Source organism: Leisingera sp. NJS201, assembly GCF_004535885.1.
Lineage (GTDB): Bacteria > Pseudomonadota > Alphaproteobacteria > Rhodobacterales > Rhodobacteraceae > Leisingera.
The window spans coordinates 4,223,787-4,248,959 of sequence record NZ_CP038234.1 but is presented as its reverse complement, the minus strand read 5'-3'; the positions used below and the strand labels follow the sequence as shown (position 1 = coordinate 4,248,959).

Annotated in this window: 24 protein-coding genes and 2 pseudogenes; 12 read left to right on the top strand and 14 right to left on the bottom strand. The window is 61.6% G+C overall.

Going from position 1 to position 25,173, the window contains the following annotated elements:
* Positions 1-54 precede the first annotated feature (54 nt).
* Entirely contained in the window at positions 55-1,233 is a 1,179-nt protein-coding gene (locus tag ETW23_RS21050; protein ID WP_134831149.1) for an aminotransferase class I/II-fold pyridoxal phosphate-dependent enzyme, read from the bottom strand.
* 109 nt (positions 1,234-1,342) lie between these two features.
* Positions 1,343-2,674, bottom strand: coding sequence for an amidase (locus ETW23_RS21045; RefSeq protein ID WP_134831148.1), 1,332 nt, complete (start codon positions 2,672-2,674; stop codon positions 1,343-1,345).
* Between the two features lie 111 nt (positions 2,675-2,785).
* Between ETW23_RS21045 and ETW23_RS21040 the strand changes: the two genes are divergently transcribed.
* Entirely contained in the window at positions 2,786-4,012 is a 1,227-nt protein-coding gene (locus ETW23_RS21040; protein ID WP_134831147.1) for an FAD-dependent monooxygenase, read from the top strand.
* Positions 4,013-4,038: 26 nt separating this feature from the next.
* On the opposite strand, the gene ETW23_RS21035 is transcribed toward ETW23_RS21040, so the two are convergent.
* From ETW23_RS21035 to ETW23_RS21025, 3 genes are read right to left on the bottom strand one after another with little or no spacing between them, the layout of a single operon-like run.
* Positions 4,039-4,227: a Trm112 family protein gene (locus ETW23_RS21035; protein ID WP_134831146.1), complete on the bottom strand. Its 189-nt coding sequence runs from the start codon at positions 4,225-4,227 to the stop codon at positions 4,039-4,041.
* Positions 4,224-4,868 carry an LON peptidase substrate-binding domain-containing protein gene (locus ETW23_RS21030; RefSeq protein ID WP_129372446.1) on the bottom strand — a complete coding sequence of 215 codons (645 nt, stop codon included), beginning with the start codon at positions 4,866-4,868 and terminating at the stop codon, positions 4,224-4,226. The genes ETW23_RS21035 and ETW23_RS21030 overlap by 4 nt, the downstream gene beginning before the upstream one ends.
* A gap of 27 nt (positions 4,869-4,895) precedes the next feature.
* Positions 4,896-5,822 carry a tetratricopeptide repeat protein gene (locus ETW23_RS21025; protein WP_129372447.1) on the bottom strand — a complete coding sequence of 309 codons (927 nt, stop codon included), beginning with the start codon at positions 5,820-5,822 and terminating at the stop codon, positions 4,896-4,898.
* 74 nt (positions 5,823-5,896) lie between these two features.
* Between ETW23_RS21025 and ETW23_RS26920 the strand changes: the two are divergent.
* Positions 5,897-6,340, top strand: a pseudogene (locus ETW23_RS26920) (DUF6653 family protein); the annotation flags it as partial.
* Between the two features lie 255 nt (positions 6,341-6,595).
* Here the strand turns inward: ETW23_RS26920 and ETW23_RS21015 are convergent.
* Positions 6,596-7,383 (bottom strand): annotated as a pseudogene (locus tag ETW23_RS21015) (exodeoxyribonuclease III).
* A gap of 234 nt (positions 7,384-7,617) precedes the next feature.
* Positions 7,618-8,304 (bottom strand): response regulator transcription factor, encoded by a 687-nt coding sequence (locus ETW23_RS21010; RefSeq protein WP_129372450.1) that lies wholly within the window; start codon positions 8,302-8,304, stop codon positions 7,618-7,620.
* 173 nt (positions 8,305-8,477) lie between these two features.
* Between ETW23_RS21010 and ribA the strand changes: the two genes are divergently transcribed.
* Entirely contained in the window at positions 8,478-9,566 is a 1,089-nt protein-coding gene (gene ribA / locus ETW23_RS21005; protein ID WP_134831145.1) for a GTP cyclohydrolase II, read from the top strand.
* Between the two features lie 14 nt (positions 9,567-9,580).
* Complete coding sequence (locus ETW23_RS21000) at positions 9,581-10,075, top strand: L,D-transpeptidase (RefSeq protein ID WP_134831374.1); 495 nt, start codon at positions 9,581-9,583, stop codon at positions 10,073-10,075.
* A gap of 57 nt (positions 10,076-10,132) precedes the next feature.
* Here ETW23_RS21000 and ETW23_RS20995 read toward each other — a convergent pair whose 3' ends face one another.
* Positions 10,133-10,783, bottom strand: a complete 651-nt coding sequence (locus ETW23_RS20995) for a YggS family pyridoxal phosphate-dependent enzyme (protein WP_134831144.1) — start codon at positions 10,781-10,783, stop codon at positions 10,133-10,135.
* 123 nt (positions 10,784-10,906) lie between these two features.
* Positions 10,907-11,902, bottom strand: a complete 996-nt coding sequence (locus tag ETW23_RS20990; protein WP_134831143.1) for a porin — start codon at positions 11,900-11,902, stop codon at positions 10,907-10,909.
* Between the two features lie 330 nt (positions 11,903-12,232).
* On the opposite strand from ETW23_RS20990, the gene ETW23_RS20985 reads away from it, so the two are divergent.
* The 5 genes from ETW23_RS20985 (at position 12,233) to ETW23_RS20965 (ending at position 17,668) form a co-directional block, all read left to right on the top strand.
* Positions 12,233-12,721, top strand: coding sequence for a DUF3576 domain-containing protein (locus ETW23_RS20985; RefSeq protein WP_129372454.1), 489 nt, complete (start codon positions 12,233-12,235; stop codon positions 12,719-12,721).
* An 88-nt stretch (positions 12,722-12,809) separates the two neighbouring features.
* Complete coding sequence (gene leuS, locus ETW23_RS20980; protein ID WP_134831142.1) at positions 12,810-15,476, top strand: leucine--tRNA ligase; 2,667 nt, start codon at positions 12,810-12,812, stop codon at positions 15,474-15,476.
* Positions 15,463-15,978: an LPS assembly lipoprotein LptE gene (lptE, locus tag ETW23_RS20975; RefSeq protein ID WP_129372456.1), complete on the top strand. Its 516-nt coding sequence runs from the start codon at positions 15,463-15,465 to the stop codon at positions 15,976-15,978. Before leuS ends, lptE begins: the two co-directional genes overlap by 14 nt.
* Positions 15,975-17,003: a DNA polymerase III subunit delta gene (gene holA, locus ETW23_RS20970; RefSeq protein ID WP_134831141.1), complete on the top strand. Its 1,029-nt coding sequence runs from the start codon at positions 15,975-15,977 to the stop codon at positions 17,001-17,003. Before lptE ends, holA begins: the two co-directional genes overlap by 4 nt.
* A 74-nt stretch (positions 17,004-17,077) precedes the next feature.
* On the top strand, positions 17,078-17,668 hold the full coding sequence (locus ETW23_RS20965) for a glutathione S-transferase family protein (RefSeq protein WP_134831140.1): 591 nt from the start codon (positions 17,078-17,080) through the stop codon (positions 17,666-17,668).
* Here the strand turns inward: ETW23_RS20965 and ETW23_RS20960 are convergent.
* Complete coding sequence (locus ETW23_RS20960) at positions 17,641-18,840, bottom strand: TIGR03862 family flavoprotein (RefSeq protein WP_134831139.1); 1,200 nt, start codon at positions 18,838-18,840, stop codon at positions 17,641-17,643. The genes ETW23_RS20965 and ETW23_RS20960 overlap by 28 nt on opposite strands.
* 135 nt (positions 18,841-18,975) lie before the next feature.
* Entirely contained in the window at positions 18,976-19,677 is a 702-nt protein-coding gene (locus ETW23_RS20955) for a GntR family transcriptional regulator (RefSeq protein WP_134831138.1), read from the bottom strand.
* Between the two features lie 204 nt (positions 19,678-19,881).
* On the opposite strand from ETW23_RS20955, the gene ETW23_RS20950 reads away from it, so the two are divergent.
* The 3 genes from ETW23_RS20950 to ETW23_RS20940 all read left to right on the top strand — a co-directional run bounded on the left by ETW23_RS20950 (position 19,882) and on the right by ETW23_RS20940 (position 23,077).
* On the top strand, positions 19,882-20,967 hold the full coding sequence (locus ETW23_RS20950; RefSeq protein WP_129372461.1) for a TRAP transporter substrate-binding protein: 1,086 nt from the start codon (positions 19,882-19,884) through the stop codon (positions 20,965-20,967).
* Between the two features lie 65 nt (positions 20,968-21,032).
* Positions 21,033-21,530: a TRAP transporter small permease subunit gene (locus ETW23_RS20945; RefSeq protein ID WP_134831137.1), complete on the top strand. Its 498-nt coding sequence runs from the start codon at positions 21,033-21,035 to the stop codon at positions 21,528-21,530.
* Positions 21,527-23,077, top strand: a complete 1,551-nt coding sequence (locus ETW23_RS20940; protein WP_129372463.1) for a TRAP transporter large permease subunit — start codon at positions 21,527-21,529, stop codon at positions 23,075-23,077. The genes ETW23_RS20945 and ETW23_RS20940 overlap by 4 nt, the downstream gene beginning before the upstream one ends.
* Positions 23,078-23,105: 28 nt before the next feature.
* Here the strand turns inward: ETW23_RS20940 and ETW23_RS20935 are convergent, their stop codons facing one another.
* Genes ETW23_RS20935 through ETW23_RS20925 form a run of 3 tightly spaced genes read right to left on the bottom strand, consistent with a single transcriptional unit; the run spans position 23,106 to position 25,146 of the window.
* Complete coding sequence (locus ETW23_RS20935; RefSeq protein ID WP_254695092.1) at positions 23,106-23,792, bottom strand: VOC family protein; 687 nt, start codon at positions 23,790-23,792, stop codon at positions 23,106-23,108.
* Positions 23,789-24,400 (bottom strand): enoyl-CoA hydratase/isomerase family protein, encoded by a 612-nt coding sequence (locus tag ETW23_RS20930; RefSeq protein ID WP_134831135.1) that lies wholly within the window; start codon positions 24,398-24,400, stop codon positions 23,789-23,791. The genes ETW23_RS20935 and ETW23_RS20930 overlap by 4 nt, the downstream gene beginning before the upstream one ends.
* Positions 24,397-25,146 carry an SDR family oxidoreductase gene (locus ETW23_RS20925; protein ID WP_134831134.1) on the bottom strand — a complete coding sequence of 250 codons (750 nt, stop codon included), beginning with the start codon at positions 25,144-25,146 and terminating at the stop codon, positions 24,397-24,399. Before ETW23_RS20925 ends, ETW23_RS20930 begins: the two co-directional genes overlap by 4 nt.
* Positions 25,147-25,173: the final 27 nt, after the last annotated feature.

Sequence of the window (25,173 nt, the reverse complement as noted above, 5' to 3'; positions counted from 1 at the left end):
CCGTTTATTAGTCTTGGCTGCGCGGCCCCAAACCAGGGGCCGCGCAGCAGAATTTCAGTACAGGCAGCCGCGCAGCGTGCTTAGCGCCGCGCGGGTGTCCTCGGCGGGGGCGACCAGCGCCACCCGGATATATGTCTCGCCCGGGTTCTGTCCCGGCGCGCCTTGCGCCAGGTAGGCGCCGGGCAGCACCCGCACGCCGGTCTCCTGCCACAGCTTCAGTGCGGCCTGCTCGCCATTTTCCACCGGAAGCCAAAGGAAGAAGCCCGCTTCGGGCGCCATGTATCCGTTGAGGCCGGCAAAGACCTCATCGGCTATTGTGTATTTCTTCTGATAAAGCGCGCGGTTCTCCGCCACATGCGCCTCATCCGCCCAGACCCTGGCCGCGGCCGCCTGCAACGGGGCCGGCAGCGGGGCGCCGGAATAGGCGCGCAGTTGTTTGACCCGTTTGATGGTCTCGGGACCGCCAGCAATCAGACCAGAGCGCAGCCCCGGAAGGTTTGAACGTTTCGACAGGGAATTGAACAAGACCACACGCTCAGGATCAGCGCCCAGCTCCTGGGCGACGGTCAATGCGCCAACGGGGGCCTCATCGCGGTAAATCTCGGAATAGCATTCATCTGCGAAGATGCGGAAATCGTATTTCTCTGCCAGCTGGATCAGCCGGGTCCAATAACCGCGCGACGCGACAGCGCCCTGGGGATTGGCGGGCGAGCATATATAGGCCGCAGCGGTACGGTTCAGCACATCTTCGGGCAGGTTCCCGTAGTCCGGCAGATGGCCGGTGGCCGTTGTTGCGGGAACGAAAACCGGCTCTGCCGCAACCGAAATCGTGGCCACCATATAGACCTGATAGAAGGGGTTCGGGATCAGCACCACCGGCTTTTGCCCGTTCTTCTGCTCAGGGCACAGCGCCATGGCGGCATTGTACAGCCCTTCGCGGGTGCCGTTCAGTGCCATGACTTGCGTTTCAGGGTCGGCGGTTACGCCGTAACGGCGGGCAATCCAACCCGCGATGGCACCGCGCAATTCGGGCGTGCCATCATTGTTAGGATACTGGTTAAACCCGGCGGCGTTTTCAGTGATGACATCGGTGACCCAGGCCGGAAACGCATGTTTCGGCTCGCCAATGGTCATATGCACCACATCCCCGCCAGGGGTGTGATGGTCCAACAGCGCCCGCAGGCGCGGAAACGCATAGGCTGGCAGGTTTGAAAACCGCTCAGGAAAATCCATATCTAATGCCTCGGTCACGGGATCATTGGCGCCCCGTTTGCGCCTCAGGTTACAGGTGGCGGACGGGTGCGTCCACCCGGTGAGTGGCCCGCTGGGCCGAATGTGGCTTTCAGGCCAAGGCCATTTCAATCGCGGCACCGGTGCGCAGCAAGGCTTCCTCGCAATCCGGCTGGCCGAGCACCTGAAGGCCGCAGCTGGGTGTGCCGGTGGGCAGCGAAAGCGCGCACAGCCCCATCAGGTTTCCGATCCGCGTATTGCGCAGTGCCAGCAGGTTGGACTGCACATAATAGTCATGATCGCTTTGCAGCCGTTGCAGGTTCGGCGGCAAAATTGGCGAAACGGGGCTGAGCACCGCATCAAACCCGGCTGCCGCTTGATCCCAGGCCATACGGCATTGCTCCAGCTTAGCCCAGGCCGCGACATAATCCGGTCCGCTGAACTGCGCACCGGTGCGGAAGCGTTCAAGGATTTCCGCATACATCAGATACGGCGTTGCCTCGATCACGTCTTTCCACAAGCCGTAGGCTTCGGTGGTGTAGAGAATCGGGCTCAGCGCCATGGCCTCTTCCAGCTCTGGAACTTCCAGCGGCACGATTCTTGCGCCAGCGTCTTTCAGGCGCTGCAGCGTATCACGATGAGCGGCAGAAACCTTTGGGTCCAAGTCGTTTTGCGCCACATTCTGCAAATCGGCAAACCGGCACCCTTTCAGCGATCCGGGATTGCGCAAATCCGGTCCCGCCGTTCCCTCCAGCAGCCCTAACAGCAGCCCGGCATCCTCCACCGAGCGGGCCAGCGGACCGATGGTATCGAATTTCAGGCACAGCGGCACAACGCCTTCCAGAGTAACCCGGCCTGAGGTGGTTTTGAGCCCTACCAGATCATTCCAGGCAGACGGAATACGGACCGAACCGCCCGTATCAGAGCCGATTCCGGCTGCGGCCAAACCAAAGGCGACCGACGCAGCCGCCCCGGAGGACGATCCGCCTGGCGCGGCCGACTGATCATTGACGCAAGGCGGTGTTTCCTTGATCGGGTTGAAGCCAAGGCCAGAGAACGCCAGTTCGCTCATATGGGTTTTGCCCAGGCAGACCGCCCCCAAAAGTGTTGCGTTGCGCAGAACCGCTGCATCCTGTTCCGGCACCCGGCCCTTCAGCAGATCCGAACCGGATTCGGTTGCGGTGCCTGCGCTGTCAAACAGATCCTTCCAACTGACCGGCACCCCGTCCAGCAGCGACCGGCGCAGGCCCAGATCCGCACGTTCTTGCGCAGCCCCGGCTTCGGCCAGGGCGCGATCATGGGTCACTTGGGTATAGATCCGGTCCTTCAGCGGATGGGCATCTATGGCGTTCAGATAACAGCGGGTCAGCGCCGCCGGACCGATTTCACCCGCCTCAATCCCCCGCCCCAAAGCGGCGGCGGTCATTGTCAGCCAATCTTGCATCAGCCCGTCTCCCCAAATGCAGTTGATGCAAACGGTAGCGGCAGTAAGACACAGGCACAATCCCGCGCTTCCCGGATGGACAATCCCGCCAGCAGGCGCATATTGCGGGGCATGAAAAATGCCTCTGATATCCTGATCGTGGGCGGCGGGCTGAACGGCCCCGCGCTGGCCCTGGCCCTCGCGCAGACCGGCCACAGCATCACTGTGGTCGACGCGCTGACCCCTGACAAGCTTGCTGATGAAGGCTTTGACGGGCGCGGTTACGCGCTGGCGCTGGCCTCGCAGCGGCTGCTGCAGCAGACCGGCGTCTGGCAGCATGTCGGGAACAACGCGCAAGCAATGCTGGAGATCAAGGTGACAGACGGTCATGCGGGCCACGGTCCGTCACCGTTTTTCATCCATTTCGACCATGCCGAGCTGGAAGAAGGCCCGATGGGCTATATGGTTGAGGACCGTTTCCTGCGCCGGGCCTTTTTGCAGGCGATGGAGGACGCGCCGGGCATCACCCTGGTGTCCGGGCGCACCGTGGTTGCACAAGCACCGGACCAAAGCGGTGTCACTGTCACCCTGGACGATGGCGGCGAGCTGCGCGGTCAGGTTCTGGTCGGCTCGGACGGGCGCCGCAGCGGCACTGCGCAACGGGCGGGCATCAAGCGCACCGGCTGGGACTATGGCCAGACCGCCCTGGTCTGCGCCATTGACCACGAAAAACCACACCACGGCATCGCGCATCAGTTTTTCATGCCGCCCGGGCCGCTGGCGATCCTGCCGCTGCCGGGCAACCGCTCCTCCATCGTGTGGAGCGAACGGACGGAGACCGCCAAGGCCATCCACGCGTTGAGTGACGCCGAGTACATACAGGCGCTGCGGCCGCGCTTTGGGGATTTCCTCGGCGAGATTTCCCTGGCAGGCAAACGCTTCACTTACCCGCTGAACCTGACCATCGCCAACAGCTTTATCGGCGACCGCATGGCGCTGGTGGGGGATGCGGCGCATGGGATGCACCCGATTGCCGGTCAAGGGCTGAATGCAGGCCTGCGCGATGTCGGCGCTCTGGCGGAAGTCATCACCGAAGCCTCACGGCGGGGCGAAGATATCGGCTCATCCCTGGTGATGGAGCGCTACCAGCAATGGCGCCGGTTCGACACTGCCTCGCTGGCTGCAGCCACGGATGTTTTCAACCGGCTGTTTTCCAACGATAACCCGCTGCTGCGGTTGGGACGTGACATCGGAATGGGATTGGCAGGGGCGGTCCCCGGCCTGCGCCGCAATTTCGTGCGCGAGGCAGCAGGCCTGACCGGAGACTTACCCAAGCTTTTAACAGGGCAAGCAATCTAAGGCTTAGGCGCTGCCTTTGTGCAGCGTCAGTCCAGCGCGCGCGCCTCGTCCACCAGCATCACCGGGATGCCATTGCGGATCGGAAAGGCAAGGTTGGCAGCACGCGAAATCAGTTCTTGCGCCTGGGCATCGTATTCCAGCACCGCCTGTGTCAGCGGGCAGACCAGCGCTTCCAGCATCCGGCGGTCAAAGGCAGGCGCATGTGTCTCGGTCATTGCAGGGTTTCCTCCTGAGTGCCGCCGCGCAGGGCGAATTCAATCAAAGTGACAAGCGTTTCCCGCCTTGTGGCAAGGCAGGGCGCTTCGAGCAAGGCCTGTTTCTCTTCGGTGTCGAATTCCAAGAGCATCGCCAGTGAATTGATCAGCAGCTCGTCGTCCGCGTCTTTCAGGGCTTCCCAATCGGTTGACAGGCTCCGGGCAGAAAAGAACCGCTCAAGCAGATCCAGGAAAGACGGCCGGTCAAGGGTATCATCCGCCTCGGAACGGCCAAGGTCCCTGTCAAATCCCGTCCAGCTGACATCGCAACGCTGATAGGGGGTAAATCCATTGGCTTCACGGGTAATACGGAACCGGGACACGCCTGAAAGCGTGACCAGGTACCGTCCGTCTTCTGTCTCGGAAAACTGTGTGACGCGCCCGGCGCAACCAATCGCGTGCAGCTCCTCCCCGGTTCCATGCGGACCCGGGCAGGGCTGCACCATGCCTATCAGACGCTGCCGCGTCTTAAGCGTATCTTCGAGCATCTGCAGGTAGCGCGGCTCGAAAATGTGCAACGGCAAACGCGACCGGGGCAGCAAAAGCGCCCCGGGCAATGGGAACACGGCAATCGTGTCCGGCAGATCAGCAGGCTGGATCATGGGACAGAGTGTAGTGCTGCCCCGGTCTTAGGCAAATATCATTGAGCTAAGTTTCCGGCGCCCGTTGAGAACCACCGGGTCGTTGGGTTTCAGCGCATCAAAGATGGTGAACAGCTGTACCTTGGCAGCACCCTCGTTCCACTCGCGGTCACGGCGGAAAAGCTCCAGCAATTCGTCTACTGCGGCTTCTGCATCTCCAGCCGCATGCAGCGCCTGCGCCAGGTCGAAACGTGCCTGCAGGTCCTCCGGACTGGCGTCCACCGCAGCCCGCAATTCCCCCACCGGGCCAGCATTCTCGGCCTGCCGCGCCAGGGCGATCTGCGCATGCGCGGCTTCGATCTCGGCTGCATCCGCAATCTCGGCGGGTGCGCCATTCAAAACGGCCTCCGCCTGATCCAGATCGCCAAGCGCAATATGCGCGCGTGCCAATCCGCCATAAGCCGCGGCGTTCTTGTCATCTTCGCCCAGGATGGCAGCAAAAGTCTGCGCGGCATCCGCCACGGCACCCTCAGTCAGCATCAGTTCGGCTGCTTCCAGCGCCTCGCCCAGACCGCCGTCGGCTGACCCGCCCCCTGCCTCGATGGCCTTGTTCACAAAGGCTTCGATCTCGGATGCCGGCAGTGCACCCTGGAACATGTCCACCGGACGTCCCTCAACAAAGGCGACCACAGTGGGGATCGACTGCAGCGGCAGCCCCTGCTGCGCCAGTGCCTGCGCCAGGCGCTGATTTTCATCGACGTTGATCTTGGCCATGGTGGCGGCACCCTTGGCCTTGGTGACAGCCGCCTCCAGCATCGGGCCCAAGGTTTTGCACGGGCCGCACCAAGGCGCCCAGAAGTCCACGATCACCGGCGCCTGCATCGACGCTTCGACAACGTCCTGCATGAAAGTGGCTTCGGTCACGTCTTTGATCAGATCACCCGCCGGTGCGGTGCTGCCAAGAATTTCGGTCATCAGATTGTTCTCCGCTTGGAACTTGCCCCCTATATGGAATCCCAAGCGCCGGAAACCAAGAGAGGAGTTTGCCGATGGCCAGCCGCAGGTTCGATCTCTTTGCGTTATCTGAAAAGATGATGCGCATGGATGACGCCGCTTGGGCGCGGCACGCCAACCCATGGAGCGTCGTGAGCCGGATGACGGTTCTGCCGCTGATGACACTCGCCGTATGGTCGCGGGTGTGGCTGGGCTGGGCTGCGGTCCTGCCCATTGCGCTGGTGCTGGTGTGGACCTGGTGGAACCCGCGCGCCTTTGGGCTGCCTGCCAGCACCGGCACCTGGGCGTCCCGCGGCACATTTGGCGAGCGGGTGTTGCTGAACCGGGCGCAGGTTCCCATACCGCGCCATCATCTGGGCTGGGCAAAGGGTTTGGCTTGGGCGTCGGGCATTGGAGCGATCCCTTGGGTCTATGGTCTTTGGATCTTGGACCCCGGATTCACCCTTGGCGGCCTGACGCTGATGGTTGGCGGTAAGCTGTGGTTTGTGGACCGGATGGTCTGGCTCTACCAGGACATGCAGGACAGGCACCCGAATACGCCCGCTGGCTGCTTTGAGCGGTATTGCTCCCGCCCCGTCAGCGGGCCCTGGCTACGCCAGAACCTTTACGGCGTTGGGCCGGGCGCCGCGCTGACGCGCGGCGGAACCGCACTGCGCGGCAGCGCAGTGCCATGCCCAACGGAGAAGAGACATCCTGCGGATGTTGCGGATCAGGCGGGAGCACTCCGCCTGCTGTCACAGATCAAAGGTTGCAAATACCGGCGCATGGTCGCTGGGCTTTTCCCAGCCGCGGGCATCCCGCAGGATCCGGCTGGAATGGGCCGCGTTTTTAATGTCCGGCGTCGCCCAGACGTGGTCGAGACGGCGCCCTTTGTCGGCGGCATCCCAATCCTTGGCCCGGTAGCTCCACCAGCTGTACAGGCGGCCGTCAGGGATATCGTTCCGGGTCACATCGGACCACCCGCCCGCGTCCATCACGTCTGCGAAATGCTCCACCTCAATGGGCGTATGGCTGACAACCTTCAACAGCTTTTTGTGGTCCCAGACATCATCCTCGCGCGGGCGATATTAAGATCCCCGACCAGGATGGATTTTTCCGGTTTATCGGTCTGGAACCAGTCGCGCATCTCCGTGAGGTAATCGAGCTTCTGGCCGAATTTCTCGTTCTTTTCCCGGTCCGGCACATCGCCGCCCGCCGGGACATAGAAGTTGTGGATCAGCACCCCGTTCTCCAGCCGTCCGGCCACATGGCGGGCATGGCCAAGGCTGGCAAAATCCTGATCCCCTGCATCCTCAATCGGCAGGCGCGACAGGATCGCCACCCCGTTGTAGCCTTTCTGGCCGCGCGCAACCATGTGGCTGTAGCCCAGGGCTGCAAAGCCTTCCAACGGGATCTTGTCCACCGGGCTTTTGCACTCTTGCAGGCAAAGCACATCCGGCCCTTCCTCCTGCAACAGTTTCTGCACAATCGGTTCGCGCAGGCGGACCGAGTTGATATTCCAGGTGGCAAGAGTAAATGGCATCGCGCGCCTCATCGTGAAATCCGGGTTCCGGCGCGATACTGCCTGTCCGGGCCTGGAAGGGCCAGAGATGAAATGGCCCGTGTGTGTAAACAATCCAGACAAAAAAAGGCCGGGCATCACGCCCGGCCAAGTCCAACAGGGAGGTGCATACCGTGACCCGGATATGCGCGGGATAGGGTCTGTTTTAAAGATGAACCTCAGGTTCTTCTTTGATCTGGCTCAACGCCGATTACATCACGCGACCAGCCGGTAACCGCCGGATTCCGTCACCAGCAGGCGTGCATTCGACGGATCGGGCTCAATTTTCTGCCGCAGACGGTAAATATGGGTTTCCAGCGTATGCGTGGTCACGCCTGCATTGTATCCCCATACCTCATGCAGCAGAACATCCCGCGGCACCACACCATCGCTGGAGCGATAGAGAAACTTGAGGATGTTGGTTTCCTTCTCGGTCAACCGGATCTTGCGTTCATCCTCCGCGATCAAAAGCTTCATCGACGGTTTAAAGGTATAAGGGCCAAGCGCAAAGACCGCGTCCTCGGATTGTTCATGCTGACGCAGCTGCGCCCGAATACGGGCCAGCAGCACCGGGAACTTGAAGGGTTTAGAGACATAGTCATTGGCGCCGGCATCCAGACCCAGAATAGTGTCTGCATCGCTGTCGTGGCCTGTCAGCATCAAGACTGGTGCCTTCACTCCCTGCTTGCGCAGCAGGCGGCACAGTTCGCGCCCGTCCGTATCCGGCAAGCCCACGTCCAGAATAATCAGATCATAGAGGGCCTCCTTGGCGCGCTCCATCGCGCCTTGACCGTTCTCTGCCTCGAATACATCGAAGTCCTCGGTCATCACCAGCTGCTCGCTCAAGGCCTCTCGCAGGTCTTCATCATCATCAACCAGCAGAATTTTTTTCAGTTGCGCCATCGGCTCGCCCTCCTGTTCACATGACAACACATGCGCATCCCTTGCGCCCTCGGCAAGATTTGCTGCAATACTCTCACGCCGACGTGTCCATGGCAGGGAAAATGTTTCACATCCGTTGCATTTGGGCGTAAAGACAGCGAGCCTTTGTTACAAAATAACACCGGAATCCCCGTATGAGCCTGATGCCCACTATAATCGAACTGCTGGCCCGTGCCCGGGTCGATCTGCGCATGGGCCTGCCGGTGGTATTGAGTGATGGAAAGAGTGCCGCGCTGGCAATTGCCGTGGAATCGCTGACAGAAACACGTCTGGCAGACATGCGTGCCTTGGGCGCTCCGACATTGGCCTTGACGGCCCGGCGGGCGGAAACCCTGAAGGCCCGGGTGTATGACGCGGACACCGCCCGCATTATTGTTCCCGGTACTGAGGGGCTGAAGTGGATCCAGTCGCTGGCCGACCCGGCGGATGATCTGAACACACCGATGAAGGGTCCGCTTTCCAGCCAGCGCGGCGGCAGCGCAGACCTGCACCGGCTGGCAATTGCACTGGTGAAATCCGCGCGCCTGCTGCCAGCTGCTGCTCTTGTGCCTATCAGCGATCCGTCCGGGTTTGCCGCGGCCCACGGCCTTACCAGCATTTCTCGTGCAGCTGCAGAACCGCTGCTGAGCCAAAGCTCCCCCCTGCACCCGGTCGCAGCTGCCCGCCTGCCAATGAATGCCGCCGAAGCCGGCAGGCTTCACATCTTCCGCCCGGAGGATGGCGCCGAGGAGCATTATGCTGTGGAAATCGGCCGCCCCGACAGATCCAAACCGGTTCTGGCCCGGCTGCATTCGGCCTGCTTCACCGGCGACGTGCTGGGCTCGCTGAAATGCGATTGCGGTCCGCAGCTGCAGGGCGCACTGGCACAGATGGGCGCGGAAGGTGCTGGTGTCCTTCTGTACCTGAATCAGGAGGGCCGCGGGATCGGCCTTGCCAACAAAATGCGGGCCTATTCACTGCAGGACCAGGGCTTTGATACGGTGGAGGCCAATCACCGTCTGGGGTTTGAGGATGACGAGCGCGACTTCCGCCTGGGCGCCTCCATTCTGCAAGAATTGGGTTTCTCCCAAGTGCGGCTGCTGACCAACAACCCGAACAAGATTGCGATGATGCAAAAGACCGGCGTGCATGTGGCGGAACGGGTGGCGCTGAAAGTGGGTGAAAATGCCCACAACCAGCATTACCTGGCGACCAAGGCCCGGAAATCCGGGCATATCCTGTGACATCACCCGCCGATCTGGTCCTGACACCCCGCGGCGTGCGGTTTCTGGGTCGGGTGCTGCCGTGCACAATCGGCAAAGGCGGGCTGTCCCGGAACAAACGCGAAGGGGATGGCGCGACTCCCATTGGCGTGCATCGCATTGCAGCCATGTATTACCGCCCCGACAGGCTGTGCCGCCCTGCCGCCTGGGCCAAGCCTATTGGTCCGCGGGACCTATGGTCGGATGATTCAGGAGATGCAAATTACAACCACCATGTGCGGGCGCCTTATCCGTTCAGTCACGAACGACTGCGGCGCAGCGATCCGCTCTATGATCTGGTTTTGATCACCGATTGGAACTGGCCAACCGCAATTCCGGGAAGCGGTTCCGCAATCTTCCTTCATCAATGGCGCGGCCCTGGATACCCCACTGAAGGCTGCATCGCTTTCTCGCGCGCGGATCTCCATTGGCTTGCTGACCGGGTTCAGCCTGGATCCCGGGTTATCGTCCCGCCTCTGGCACGCAACTGACGCAACCAAGACTTTTCAAAAAGTCTTGGCAAAAGTTTTGCCTAAAACTTTTGTGCCTCAATAGGTGCGGGCGCCGAAAATGGCAGAGCCGACGCGAACATGGGTGGCACCAAGGGCTATGGCTTTCTCGAAATCACCGCTCATTCCCATCGACAAGCCCTTCAACCCGTTGCGTTCAGCAATCTTTGCCAGCAGCGCGAAATGCAAGCTGGCCTCTTCTTCCACCGGCGGGATGCACATCAGCCCCTTTAGAGGCAGATCAAGCTGGCGGCACTCTGCGATGAAAGCATCTGCATCGGACGGCATCACGCCTGCCTTTTGCTCCTCCTCGCCGGTATTCACTTGAATGAACAATTCCGGGCATTTGCCCAGCTCCTGCGCCAGCCTGGCCAGCGTATTGGCCAGTTTGGGCCGGTCAACTGAATGGATGCTATCAAACAGCTCCATCGCCTGGCGGGTTTTGTTGGTCTGCAGCGGGCCGATCAAATGCAAGTCGATACCGTCAAACTGCTCCGTAAATCCCGGCCATTTTCCAGCCGCTTCCTGCACCTTGTTTTCACCGAAACAGCGATGGCCTTCCTGCAAAACCGCCTCGACCCGCTCGTCCGGCTGCACTTTGGAAACCGCAATCAGCTGCACACTGCCCGGCATACGGCCGGCCTGCTTCTCAGCTTTGGCAATTCGGGATCTGATCTCTTCAAGCGGCATGGGTTTGGCCTCGTAGCTGTTTAGCCGCAAAAAACACTGTTTGCCCGCAAATGTTAAGCCACAAAAGGAAAGGGCGGGCTCCCGAAGGAACCCGCCCCGAATTCACGCTAGGCGTGCTTCAGCTTAGAAGCTGAAGTACAGACCTGCCTGAACAGTGGTGAAGTCGGAGGACGATTCAACCGCACCCGCTTCGAACGACACGCCGCCGCCCAGATCGTAGGAGTAGTTGATGCCGAAGGCGGTGCCGTCGGTGCCGTTAACACCGGTGCCCGCCGGGTTGTCTTCGCTGCTCACGAAGGCAACCAGAGTGGAGGCTGCGCCCAGCTCAACGTTGCCGGCCAGGGTGATTTTGTCGACGTCTTGTGCAACACCGCCAACAGTCACTGCGTCCTGGTTGTTGCCGTATGCCAGGCGAACACCGAACTGACCCAGATCGCCTGCAATGGTGAAGACCAGTTTGTCTTCGGTTGCGACGTTGGAGTCCTGGTAGCCCAGAGCGGCAGTCCAGTCACCGAAGGTGTAGGCAACGTGCACAGCAGTACGCTCGGTGCCGTTTGCGGAACCGGCAACGGTGCCGCCGTTTGCCTGGGAGTAGGACAGGTGACCCGAGAAACCGCCAGCGGAGTACAGAGCTTCGATGCCGTTACGACCGGCTGCTGCGGAGGTGTAGGTGTCCCAGTCAAAGCCGTTGCCCGCAACGTTGGTCACCAGCGAGTTAAAGCCGGCGCCGTCGATGCCGATACCAACCGAACGGGTTTCCAGGTAGAAGCCCGGCATGTTGTCGATCGCGCCCCAGATGTTGCCAACGTTCACACGCAGGCCGCCGTATGCGACGTGGAACTGTGCGCCGTTGAACGCGCCGGTGCCGGGTGTGCCATCACGGTTTTCGAACTGGGCACGAGCACGTGCGCCAACGGTCACGCCGCCATCGGTTTCGGTCGACGCGTCGAAGGTGAAGCGCAGACGGCTGGTGATGTTGGTCTCGGAACGGCCAACAACGGTTTTGTTGGCTTCGTTGTAGTCCAGACCAAAACGGCCATAGCCGGAGATTTTGACTTCGGCCGCGGCCATGCCTGCGGTGGCGATCAGCGCGGTGGTCGCGAAGAGAACCTTTTTCATGTTTTTCCCTCGGTTTTCTAATCTTAAGCCCAAACCGGGGAATCCGGCGTGGGTATGCCAAGGGGTTTCGCTCTTTCGCCCCCGTTTTGGCAAGTCTTGGGAAAGTCAGGCGAAACGATGCGGTCCGGGATGGTGCAGCTATGCCACAGTCTGCCTCGCTACTGCACCGGATGGACGCAAGCACACAGGTTTGCATGCTGCTGCACCATCGGCCGATCACTCCGGAGGCGTATCGCGCGACGGGAGGACCTTCTATATAGGGCAAAGCACTTGCTCCGCCCGCGCCGCTTGCGCTAGGTGTTCGCCCAGAAATTGGCTCTGGGAGCGGTTATGATCAGAACAAAGACTCTGCAGGCAACTTTGGCCGGCGCAATATGCCTCAGTCTTGCTGCATGCGGCGGCAACAAGGACCGCAGCCAGGATGGCACCCTGCTGGGCAAGGACCGGTTGGCGGTTGATGAAATCGGGGCACAAAGCAATCCATCCTCGATCTGGGATGTGTTTCGCGGCCAGCCGGACCAGAACGTGCAGGTCAACCGCTACTTGTGGGCGGCCAGCCTGGACGTGCTGAACTTCCTGCCGGTGCAATCGGTTGATCCCTTCACCGGTGTTATCATCACAGGCTATGGCACCCCGCCTGGCGGCGGCCGCACCTACCGGGCCACCGTTCACATCAAGGACCCGGCACTGGACGCGCGTTCCTTGAACGTTGCGCTGCAATCCAAGGGCGGTCCCGTCAGCGCCAGCACGTCCCGCGCAGTTGAGGACGCGATTCTTTCCCGCGCACGGCAGCTGCGGATCGCGGATAAAAAACTCTGACCCGCTGCGCTCTGGAAACACCAGCCAAACCCCACTATCAGAAGCGCCGGGCCACTTGCCCGGCGTTTTCATGCAAAGGACCGCTCTGATGTCGCGTTACTCCGCCACGGAAATCGAAGCTAAATGGCAGGAAGCCTGGGACAAGGCCGGGATATTTCAGGCCAAGCGCACCGGCGGCAAGCCGAAGTATTATGTGCTGGAAATGTTCCCCTACCCATCGGGCAAGCTGCACATGGGCCATGTGCGCAACTACACGATGGGCGATGTGATCGCACGCTACAAGCTGTCCACCGGCCATAATGTGCTGCATCCGATGGGGTTTGACGCCTTCGGTATGCCTGCGGAGAACGCCGCAATGGCCTCGGGCGGGCACCCCAAGGACTGGACCTACTCCAATATCGACACGATGGTCGAGCAGATGAAGCCGCTGGGCCTGTCGCTGGACTGGAGCCGCATGTTCGCCACCTGTGATCCGGAGTATTACGGCCAGCAGCAGGCGCTGTTCCTTGATTTCCTGGACAAGGGCCTGGTCTACCGCAAGAACGCCGTAGTGAATTGGGACCCCATCGACATGACCGTGCTGGCCAACGAGCAGGTCGAAAACGGCCGCGGCTGGCGCTCCGGTGCGCTGGTGGAGCGGCGCGAGCTGACGCAGTGGTTCTTCAAGATCTCCGATTTCTCCGAAGAGCTGCTGTCGGCGCTGGATGGCTTGGAGAACTGGCCGGCCAAAGTCCGCCTGATGCAGGAAAACTGGATCGGCAAGTCTCGCGGCCTTCAATTTTCGTTTGAACGCACCGACGGCGCAGAGCCGATTGAGGTTTACACCACCCGCCCGGATACGCTGATGGGCGCGTCTTTTGTCGGCATTTCGCCCGATCATCCGATTGCCAAGGCGCTGGAAGCCGAATCGGAAGAGGTCGCAGCCTTTGTTGCCGAGTGCCGCAAGGGCGGCACCACCGAGGAAGCCATAGAGACCGCCGAAAAGCTGGGCTATGACACCGGCATCCGGGTGAAACACCCGCTGAACCCGGACTGGGAGCTGCCGGTCTGGATCGCCAATTTCATCTTGATGGATTACGGCACCGGCGCGATTTTTGCCTGCCCGGCGCATGACCAGCGCGACCTGGATTTCTGCCGCAAGTATGACCTGCCCATTAAAGCAACCTTTTTGCCACTAGACGCTGAGTTTGCAGCTGACCACATTCCAGATGATGATTTCGAAGGAAGCCCGTTCAAGCTCTTAGATACTGCTTTCGATGACCCTGAAGGCCCCATCCAGTTTCGGATCAACAGCAAAACCAAAGAGGCTTATGTCCCGCTCAAAACTCTAAAAGTCCGCTGGGTCAATCACTTCGCCGGGCTGACCGAGGCGACCGGCGAAGAAGCGGTCAACGCCACAGTTGATTTCGCGGAAAAAGCCGGCTGGGGCCAGGGTGTCACCAAATACCGCCTGCGCGACTGGGGGCTGAGCCGCCAGCGCTACTGGGGCTGCCCGATCCCTGTCGTCCACTGCGAAGACTGCGGCGTGGTGCCGGAGAAGAAAGAGAACCTGCCGATTGCGCTGCCCTATGACGAAGACGGCAAACCCATCGACTTTTCCGTGCCGGGCAACCCTCTGGACCGTCATCCGACATGGCGCAACTGCGAATGCCCGTCCTGCGGCAAGCCGGCCCAGCGCGAAACCGACACCATGGACACTTTCGTCGATTCGTCCTGGTATTTCTCCCGCTTCACCGCGCCGCGCGCCGAAACGCCCACCGATCTGGCCGAGGCCGAATACTGGATGAACGTCGACCAGTACATCGGCGGCATTGAGCACGCGATTCTGCACCTGCTGTACTCGCGCTTCTTTGCCCGCGCGATGCAGATCTGCGGCCACCTGCCAGAGAAATCCGCAGAACCCTTTGACGCGCTGTTCACCCAGGGCATGGTGACCCACGCGATCTACAAGACCACCGGCGGCAATCACCGCCCGGTTTACCACTACCCCGAGGAAGTGGAGCTGCGCGAAGGCAAGGGCTTCCTCAAAGACGGCACCGAGGTAGAAATTATCCCCTCTGCCAAGATGTCCAAGTCAAAGAACAACGTGGTGGACCCGCTGCACATCATCTCGTCCTTCGGCGCCGACACCGCACGTTGGTTCGTGCTGTCCGATTCGCCGCCCGAGCGCGATGTGGAATGGACCGCCGCCGGGGCCGAGGCTTCCTACAAGCACCTGAACCGGGTCTGGAACCTGTGCGACCGTATCGGCGAAATGGACCCGGATGCGGCGGGTGAAGGCGACGAAGCGTTGCTGCGCGAGACACATAAATGCATCCGCGACGTGACCCTGGGTGTCGATTCCTTTGGCTTTAATGCGGCAATTGCAAAGCTTTATGCCTTCACCAACACGCTTGCCAAATCCAAGGCCAGCGCATCGGTGCAGAAGCAGGCGATCATGACGTTGGCACAGCTGATGGCGCCGATGACCCCGCATCTGGCAGAAGACATCTGGAACCATCAGGGCGGCAAAGGCTTGTGCGCCACCGCGCCCTGGCCGATTGCGGATGAGGCCATGCTGGTTGAGGACACGGTCACCCTTCCGATCCAGATCAACGGCAAGCGCCGCGGTGAAATCGAAGTCGCCAAAGATCTGGACAAGGCAGAGGTTGAAAAACGCGCCCTGGCACACGAAGCTGTGCAAAAGGCGCTGAATGGCGGCGCGCCGAAAAAGGTGATCGTGGTGCCGGGCCGGATTGTGAATGTCGTTGCTTAACCGCAGAACCCTGTTGCTGGCCCTGCCCCTGGTGGCAGCGGCCTGCGGCTTTACCCCGGTGTACGCCCCTGGCGGCACCGGCTCCGCTCTGTATGGGCAGATCGAGGTTCAGGCGCCGGAGGAGATCAAGGGCGCCACCGGCACCGACGCCTACTTCCTGGTGCAGAATCTGGAGCAGCGCCTGGGCCGCGGCGGCAGTGCTGCCTACAAGCTGGACCTGACGCTCAGCACCCAGGAAGAAGGCCAGGCAATCACCGCGGGCAATGAGATCACCCGCTATTCGGTGATCGGCAGTGCTGGCTTTTCTCTGACCCGCTTGTCGGATGGCAAGGTGACCTCCAGCGGCACCGTGCAGAACTTTACCGGCTACTCCGCAACCGGCTCTACCGTGGAGACGCTGGCAGGTGAACGTGACGCGCATGAACGGCTGATGGTCATTCTGGCCGACCAGATCACCGCACAGATTCTGGCAACCGCGGATCTCTCCGCGCCGGTGGAATGAAGCTCTCTCCGCGCGAAGCGGATGGCTATTTCGCCAAACCTGATCCGGGCAAGACCGGCATCCTGATCTATGGCGCCGACGCCATGCGCGTGTCGCTTAAGCGGCAGCAGGTGCTGGCGTCCTTGCTTGGCCCCGGTGCCGAAGAAGAAATGCGCCTGACCCGCCTGCCCGGCAGCGACCTTCGCAAGGATCCAGCACAGCTGCTGGATGCCGTGAAGGCGGTGGGATTCTTTCCCGGTGTCCGGGCGGTTTTTGTCGAAGGCGCCAATGACACCGCCACCCCTGCCATTGCGACAGCGCTGGAAGACTGGCAGCCGGGGGATGCGCAGATTGTAGTCACAGCCGGGCAGCTCAAGGCCGCCTCGAAGCTGCGGAAGGCGTTTGAAGGCCACCGAAATGCCTATTCGGTGGGAATCTACGACGACCCGCCCTCGCGCGCCGAGATCGAACGGATCCTGGGGGAGGCTGGTATCCGGGACGTTCCCGGCGACAGCATGTCAGCGCTGACGGATATCGCCAATGATACCGGCCCCGGTGACTTCTCCCGCATGATCGAGAAGCTGGCGCTTTATAAACACGGCGACAGCAGCCCGCTGTCACTGGAGGATATCGGCGCTGTTGCTCCGCAATCGACCGAGGCCGCGCTGGACGATGTTCTGAATGTGGTGGCCGAAGCCCGCAGTACCGAAATCGGCCCGCTGATCCGCCGCCTTCAAGCACAAGGCACCAATGCCGTGACGCTCTGCATCGGGGCAACCCGGCACTTCCGAACGCTCTACACCATTGCCGCCGCACCCGGCGGCCCTGCCCAGGGCATCGGCCAACTGCGCCCGCCGCTATACGGCAAACGCCGCGACCGGATGCTGCGCCAGGCACAGAACTGGGGCGCAAGCCGGCTGGAAACCGCGCTGACGATCATTACCGATACCGACCTGGCGCTGCGTTCCGCCGGTCAAACCGCGCCGGCGCTGGCGCTGATGGAGCGCGCCCTGATCCGGCTGGCCATGCTGGGCCGCGCCCGCTGATCCACTAATGCCTCTCCTGGCTTGATCCCCCTGCTGTGCCGCCCATCTTAGGGACACACAACAGGAGAGAGACGATGTACACCGTCACCGGCATTCCGCTCACCCGCACGTTCCGGGTGCTTTGGGCGCTTGAAGAACTTGGGCAGCCCTATGAGCTGAAACAGCACGGCCCCCGCAGCCCGGAAGTTCAGGCGCTGAACGTCTCGGGCAAGGTGCCAGTGCTGCAGGCCGAAGGCGAGGCCATCAGCGATTCAACTGCCATTCTCACTTATCTCGCTGACAAGCACAGCGCCCTGACCGCACCCGCCGGCACGATAGCCCGTGCCAAGCAGGATGCGATGACGCATCTCCTGCTGGACGAAGTGGATGCTGTGCTGTGGGCAGCGGCCCGCCACAGCTTCATCTTGCCGGAAGATCAGCGGGTACCGGAAGTGAAAGGCAGCCTGAAGTGGGAATTTGCCCATAATATGGCGCGGCTTGAAGATAAGATGGGTGCGGAATTCCTGATGGGTACGGAATTCACAATCGCCGACATCATCTGCACCCATTGCCTGAATTGGGCCCATAGCGCCAAATTCCCAGTCGAGGGCGAGAGACTGCTGGATTATGGACACCGGATGCGGCAACGCGAAGCCTATCAGCGGGTTGCCGCACTCGCCAAGTAATGTGCCGCTGCCCGGCCCGCCCAACGCCCGGTCGCCAGGCACGCAGTCAGCAGATAACCGCCCGTCGGCGCTTCCCAATTCAGCATTTCCCCGGCGCAGAACGTGCCGGGGATTTGTTTCAGCATCAGGCCGTTGTCCAGCGCGTCCCGCCGCACGCCGCCAGCGGTGGAGATCGCCTCGTCCATTGGCCGCAGGCCCGCGTGATTGACGGGCAGCGTTTTGATCAACCGGGCTAAGGCCTGGACATCCTGCGGCAAGGGCCGTCCGAATTCCTGCAATACTGCTGCCCGTGCATCGCCCAGCTTGAGCACCTTTCGCAGATGGTTTGAAACGCTCGCCTTGCCGCGCGGGCGGGACAGGCGGCGGATGACTTCTGCCGTTTCCAGATCCGGAAGCAGATCCATCTGCATTATCTCTCCCTCCCGTACCGCGGCGCAGACGGAATAGACGCCGCCGCCTTCCAGCCCGCGCTCCGATATCACGGCTTCCCCACGCGAAGACAATGGGCCGGCGTGCAATGCTATACCCTTAAGCGGCTGCCCGAACTGCGGTGCCATGTGATCGGACCAATCCACCAGAAGCCCCGCATTGGCAGGTTTGAACGGTGCAATCTCTACAGCTTTTCCATCCAGCAGAGGGACCCAGCCCGCGTCCGACCCAAGCCGCGCCCAGCTGGCGCCGCCCAGTGCCAGGACCACTGCCCTGGCTTCTATCCGCTTCGGCCCGTCCGGCGTATCAAATGCAAGCCCTGTGCCCTCCCAGCCAGCCCAGCGCCAGCGCGTGCGTATCTGTGCGCCGAAACCATCAAGGCGTGCCAGCCAGGCGCGCAGCAGCGGAGAGGCTTTCATGACTGTCGGGAACACCCGGCCTGTCGAGCCGGTGAACAGCTCGCTCCCCAGTCCCTGTGCCCAATCCTGAACGGCCTGTGAATCACAGGCGCGGATCATTGGCGCCAGCCAGTCTGCGGCCTCTCCATAGCGGGTGATCAACTGGTTAAACGGTTCGTCCTTGGTCAGATTCAAGCCGGACTTGCCCGCCATCAGGAGCTTGCGCGCCACCGACGGCTTGGCCTCAGCCACCAGCACGCGGTGCCCGGCGCGGCCCAGCTCCTCGGCGGCCATCAGCCCTGCAGGCCCGGCGCCGATCACCACTGCATCCCAAGTTTCTGTCATGCCATCCCCTTGCCAGCGCCCGTTTCCAGCGCCCGGCGCCAGCGCTTTTTTTCGCTGCATCGAGCCAAGGCCCATGTATTTCCGTTCCAATCTGCCCGCATTGCGGCCGGCCAGCCCCGAGCGCTCAGCATTGCATCAACCCTGAGTGAACAGCTGATAGCCCGGGTGAGCAACGGCGCGCAGGCTGGTGATCGGGGCGTCGCCGATCCAAGTCGTGCGTTCCATGACAAACAGTGCGTCTCCGATCGCACTCTGGAGAATTTCGCTGTCGTCCTTGGTTCCAGGGCGGGCATAAAGACGCAAATCGCACCTGCTGTAGGGGCGGTTGCGGACAAGCCATTCGTTTGCGCTTTCGCGTGTCAGGTCCACCGTATTTATTTCCGGTACGGTTTCCAGGCAGATCCAGCGGTCCTCGAAGATATAGGGGCGGCTGTCGGCAAGATGCAAAGCTTCAACCCGCAGCATCGGCCGGGCTTCATGCAGGCCGAAGTTTGCCATTATGGCCGGGCTGGACCGCTGTACCGACTGCCTGATCAACTGGTAGCGGTGCACGCAGCCTTTCTGTTCGACCTCTAGCCTGGTGATCGGGATGTTCAGGGTTGCGCGGGTCACAGGATCGCGCTGCACCATTGTGCCGCCCTTGCGGCGCCGTTCCACCAGACCGCTTTGAGCCAGATCCCGCATGGCCCGGTGAACGGTGGAGCGGGCACAGCCGAACCGTGCGGCAAACTCCTCGTCCCGCGGCAGTTTGTCTCCCGGCCCATAGGTGGAGTTCAGGATCATCTCCCGGATGCTGTCCCGGATGGTTACCCAGGAATGCCGTGGCTTGTCCGTCAATATTCATCCCCCAGGTCAAACGGGAAAATGTTTGCCGCCGCTCCATATTGCATTCTGCGCAGAAAGGCGAACTTGAACCGCGCAACTGTGATTGACAAGAATATGTAGCTACATATTAATGTAAAGCGCCTACAAAACATAACAAAGTCTGCGCTGCCGGCATCCGCCCATCGCAGATGCACCGACAGACGGAGGAATGGAGACATGGAAAGACGCGCGTTTTTGAAAACCGGCGTATTGGGTGCAACGGCAACAGCGTTGGCCAGCCCCGCCATTGCCCAGGGCAAGATGCAATGGAAGATGGTCACCGCCTGGCCGAAGAACCTGCCTGGACCCGGTGTGGCGGCACAGATGCTGGCTGACCGGATCACCACCCTTTCAGGCGGCCGGATCGAGGTGAAGCTTTTCGCCGCCGGTGAGCTGGTTCCGGGCCGCGGCGTGTTTGACGCGGTTTCTGAAGGCACCGCCGAGCTGTATCACGCCGTGCCGGCCTATTGGGGATCGAAATCCAAAGGTATCCTGCTGTTCGGCTCGCAGCCTTTCGGTCTGCGCGCAGATGAGCAGTTCGGCTGGATGTACCACGGCGGCGGCCAGGCGCTTTATGACGAGATGTACGGCCGCTTCGGGATCAAACCGTTCCTGTGCGGCAACTCCGGCCCGCAGTGGGGCGGCTGGTTCAAGACCGAGATCAACTCTGCCGAGGACCTGAAGGGCCTCAAGTTCCGCACCACCGGGCTGGCCTCGGAAATGGCATCGAAACTTGGCATGGCGGCCGAGGCCACCAGCGGCCCGGCGATGTTCCAGGGCCTGCAGACCGGGGCGCTGGATGCCGGTGAATTCATTGGCCCCTGGACCGACAGCGCGCTCGGCTATTACCAAGTGGCCAAGAACTATTACTGGCCCGGTGTCGGCGAACCTTCCTCGGCCGAGGAATGCGGAGTCAATGCCGCGGCCTTCGGGAACCTGCCGGAAGACTTGCAGCAGGTTGTGTCGCTGGCCTGCGAAAGCCTCTACAATCCGGTTTGGACGGAATACACCACCAAACACGCCCTGGCGCTGAAGAAGATGGTCGAAGAGGATGGCGTGCAGGTGAAGATGTTCCCCGAGGATGTGATCGCCGCGATGGGCGCCGCTGCCAAGGAGGTAATCACCGACTTGCAGGAAGACGACGATGAGCTGGTGCGCCGCATTACCGAAAGCTTCCTTGGCTACCGCGATAGCATCGGCAGCTATATGACCTATGCCGATAACGGCCAGATGAACGCCCGTGCTTCGGTAATGGGTTACTGACGGGCAGCAACGGCAGCCGGCGCCCGGAACGGCGGGTGCCGGCTTTTTGATGGGGAGAGAGCGGAATGCGGCGGATTGCAAATGCGCTGGACGGTATCAACCGGGGGCTGGCGCATGTGGTGCGCTGGCTGGCGCTGATCATGGTGCTGACACAGTTTGCGATCGTGGTCGGCCGCTATGTGTTCGGAGTGAATTCCATCGCCGCACAGGAAAGCGTCCTTTATATGCATGCAACCCTGTTCATGCTCGCCGCCGGCTACACGCTGCTTGTCGACAAACATGTGCGTGTTGACGTGTTTTACGCCGGCCTCAGCCCCCGGTCGCAGCGCCGCATCGACATTTTCGGCCACCTGTTCCTGCTGCTGCCATCAATGGCCGCGCTTCTGTACTGGTCCTGGCCGTCGGTGCGGAATTCCTGGGCTATTTTCGAAGGTCCGATTGCAGTCGGCGGCATCGAAGCCGTTTTCCTGCTGAAATCGCTGATCCCGGCGTTCTGCGTCCTGGTGATGCTGCAATCTGCTGCCCTGCTGATCCGCCTGTTTTCCGAAAGTGACGCCCGATGACCGCATACCTTGACCTGATCATGTTCGCAGCCCTGATGGCAGCGATCCTCATTGGGTTTCCGGTGGCCTTTTCCATCGCCGGCGTTGCGATCATCTTTGCCTGTCTCGGGTGGATACTGGGCGTGATGGACATCTCGCTGCTGGGCGCGCTTGGCCAACGGGTATTCGGCCTGCTGAGCAATCAGGTGCTGATCGCCATTCCGCTGTTCGTTCTGATGGGGGCGATCCTGGAGAAAAGCCGCATTGCCGAAGAACTCCTGGACACGATGGGGCGGCTGTTCGGCCAGCTGAAGGGCGGCCTGGGCATTTCGGTGGTGCTGGTGGGTGCGCTGCTGGCGGCCTCGACCGGCATTGTCGGCGCCACGGTTGTGGCCATGGGCATGATCGCCCTGCCGGCCATGCTGCGCGCCGGCTATGACCCGCGGGTGGCCTCTGGCATTGTCTGTACCGCCGGCACACTGGGGCAGATCATCCCGCCCTCGACGCTGCTGATTATCCTCGCCGACGTTATGTCCAACGCCTATCAGCAGGCCCAGTATGAGCAAGGAAAATTCTCAGTCGAGGCGCTGTCCGTGGGCCAGTTTTTCGCCGCCGCGCTGGTGCCCGGACTGGTGCTGGTGGTGCTGTATCTTCTTTATATCCTGGTCAGAGGCATGCTGCGGCCTCAGGACATGCCCTCCGCCCCAGCGGAGCTGGCCCGCCCTGGCGGACGCCAGATCATGCGTGCCGTGGTGCCGCCGATCCTGCTGATTTTCGCTGTGCTCGGTGCCATCCTGGGCGGCGTCGCCACCCCGACCGAGGCCGCATCGGTGGGCGGCATCGGTGCCTTGCTGATGGCGGGAGCGCGTGCAGGGGGACCGTCCCGGCTGATCCTTTCCGGTGCCGCCGCGCTGATCCTGCTGGGGATTCTGTCAGGGGTTCATCCGGTCCGTCTGCAACGCAGCGACCTCAGCGGGGCCGACCTCGCAGCGGGGCTGTTCTATGCGCTTCTGGCCGCGGTTGCAGCCATTGCCGTTTTGGCCGCCCTGCGCAGCGGTTTGAAGAAACGCATCCTGCACGATGCGGTAACTTCGACCACCACCATGACCGCAATGATTTTTGCCACCATCCTGGCCGCAGGCATGTTCTCGTTGGTGTTCATCGGCCTGGGCGGCGAGGAGCGGGTGGCGCATATCCTTGGAAACATGCCCGGTGGCCCGTCCGGTGCGCTGCTGTTCTGCATGCTGTTCATTTTCGTGCTCGGCTTCTTCCTCGATTTCGTCGAGATCTCTGTCATCGTGCTGCCGCTAGTGACGCCTGCCCTGATCATCATGGGCCATGACCCGGTCTGGCTGGGCATTCTGATCGCGATCAACCTGCAGACCAGCTTTTTGACGCCGCCGTTCGGCTTTTCGCTGTTCTACCTGCGCGGCGCCGCGCCAAAGGAGGTCACCACCCGTCAAATCTACCAAGGGGTCGTGCCGTTCATCGGCCTGCAGGCGCTTGGGGTGCTGCTGGTCTGGCTGATACCCGGCCTCGCAACCTGGCTGCCGTCTGCAATTTTCTGACGCCGGGCGCCTGGAACACAGCGCAAGGCTAGGTCGTTTCCAGCCCCAGAAACGCCGGGCTCTCCCGCAACTGCGCACCGGCAATATGCTGAAATTCCAAAGTGGTGTATGGACGCCGCCACAGCCATTCGCGGTTTGCCACGGCCCGCAAATCCGGGTTCGGCGGTGTTTCGTCGGTGAAGGCCAGAAAATGCAGGTCGAACCCGAATTCCGCAACATCCTGCACCGACAACAGCTTCATATCCGCATGCGCTGAAACTTCGGCGGCGATATCCCCGGTCCGCAAGGTGATCTGCCCGATATGCGCCCCGCCGCCCAGCGGCAGCGCCGGATCGCCTGCCCTATCGGGGCGTTTGCCTTGGAAGTCATGCTGCAGCAGCTCAACGGCAAAGCCTTCGGGATCGTGCAGATGCGCCATATATCCGATGTCGCGGAACTGATGCGGAGCGGAGACCTCAATGCCTTTCTGCCGCAGCTGTTCGCAGGCGGTGTCCAGATCGGGCAGACAGATCCCGATCTTCCAATACCGCTCGTCCCGCGTGTGGGAACCCTGGGCACCGCCGGGCAGCAGAATCAGGTCTGCATCCTGTCCTGCGTACCCCGCACGCCAGGCCTCGCCTTCGGCCTGGACGTCCATGCCGAACACATCCGCATAGAACCCGGCGAGACGTTCAGGACTCCTTACCTGCAGCCGCAGGCCGGACAGCCGTTTCACCGACACATCCTCAGGATACCGGCCGCGATCTCTGGCTGGGCCTCAAGAGAATGCGCCAGCAGGTCCTGCGCAGTATCCATCAGCGCGTCCGGTTCCACGATCCGGTCGACCAGGCCATAGTTGCAAGCTTCCTGCGCGGTGATTTTCTGCCCGGCTGCCAGGATCATCTTGGTGCGCGCAGGTCCGATCAGCGCCGCCATCCGCCCAGCGTCCGAAGGCTGCGGCAAATACCCAAGCTTCATCACCGGGTAAAAAAACTTGGCCGAAGGCGCCGCAATCCGGATGTCGCAGGCCAGCACCATGCCATTGGCACCGCCAGCCAAGGTGCCATTCAGCGCCGCCACTTTCAGACAGGGAATTGAAGCCATAGAATTGGACAACCGCTCCCACACCGGCGAGGTCGCCAGGCCTGCCCGCGCCTCGTCCAGGTCAGCACCCGCGCTGAACACTTTGCCGGTTCCGGTCAGGATCACCCCCCGGGCCTCCTGCGCGCATTCGGCGATTTCAGCCAGCTCGGTCAGCATCGCTTCGGTCAGAGAGTTGGCCTTATCCGGGCGGTTAATGGTGACGGTCCACAGACCGTTTTGCGCAATCTCCAGATCAATCATACCAAGCCAACCCGCTGACGGATGCTGTCTTCGCGCAGGGAAACTTCCTGGCCGATGCAATCGTCCGCATCATTTGTGCACATCCACATCAGCGTCCGTGCGGGCCATTCGGCAGGGATGTGGTCTTCCCACTCCAGCTCGCTCACCGGGTTAATGCCGCTGGTCTTGATTTCCCGCTGCATCCGGGTTGCGACCGTGCCCGGCGACAGCCCCATGGCGCGAATACCATTGGCACGTTCTTCCAGGTCCAGTGCGCTGGTCAGCATTGCTGCGCCTGCTTTGGACGAACAATACGCGCTCCAGCCCTCCAGCGCATGATGCGCCGCGCCGGAACTGACGGTGATAATGGTGCCGGTGCCCGCGGGCTTCATCAGCGGCAAAGCGGCGCGGATACCGTTGAACACTCCAGTCAGATTGATATCGATCAGCTTGCTCCAGTCGCCGGGCTGCACATCCGCCAACCGGGCAATCGGCTCAATCACACCGGCATTGTTGATAAGAATGTCCAGGCTGCCGAAATGCTGATGGGCCTTGGCCAGCGCGCCCTCTACCGATGCGTAGTATGATACATCGCAGGCAAAGGTCAGCACATTTTCGCCAATCTCCTCTGCCAGTTCCCGCAGCGCCTCTCCACTCCTTGCCAGCAAGGCCAAATTGGCCCCGGCGGCGGCGAAAACCCGGGCCGTATCCGCGCCGATCCCGCGGCTGGCGCCGGTAATTGCAACTGTTTTTCCATTGAAATCCATCGGCCGTCCCTCCAAGTGGCTGCTGAC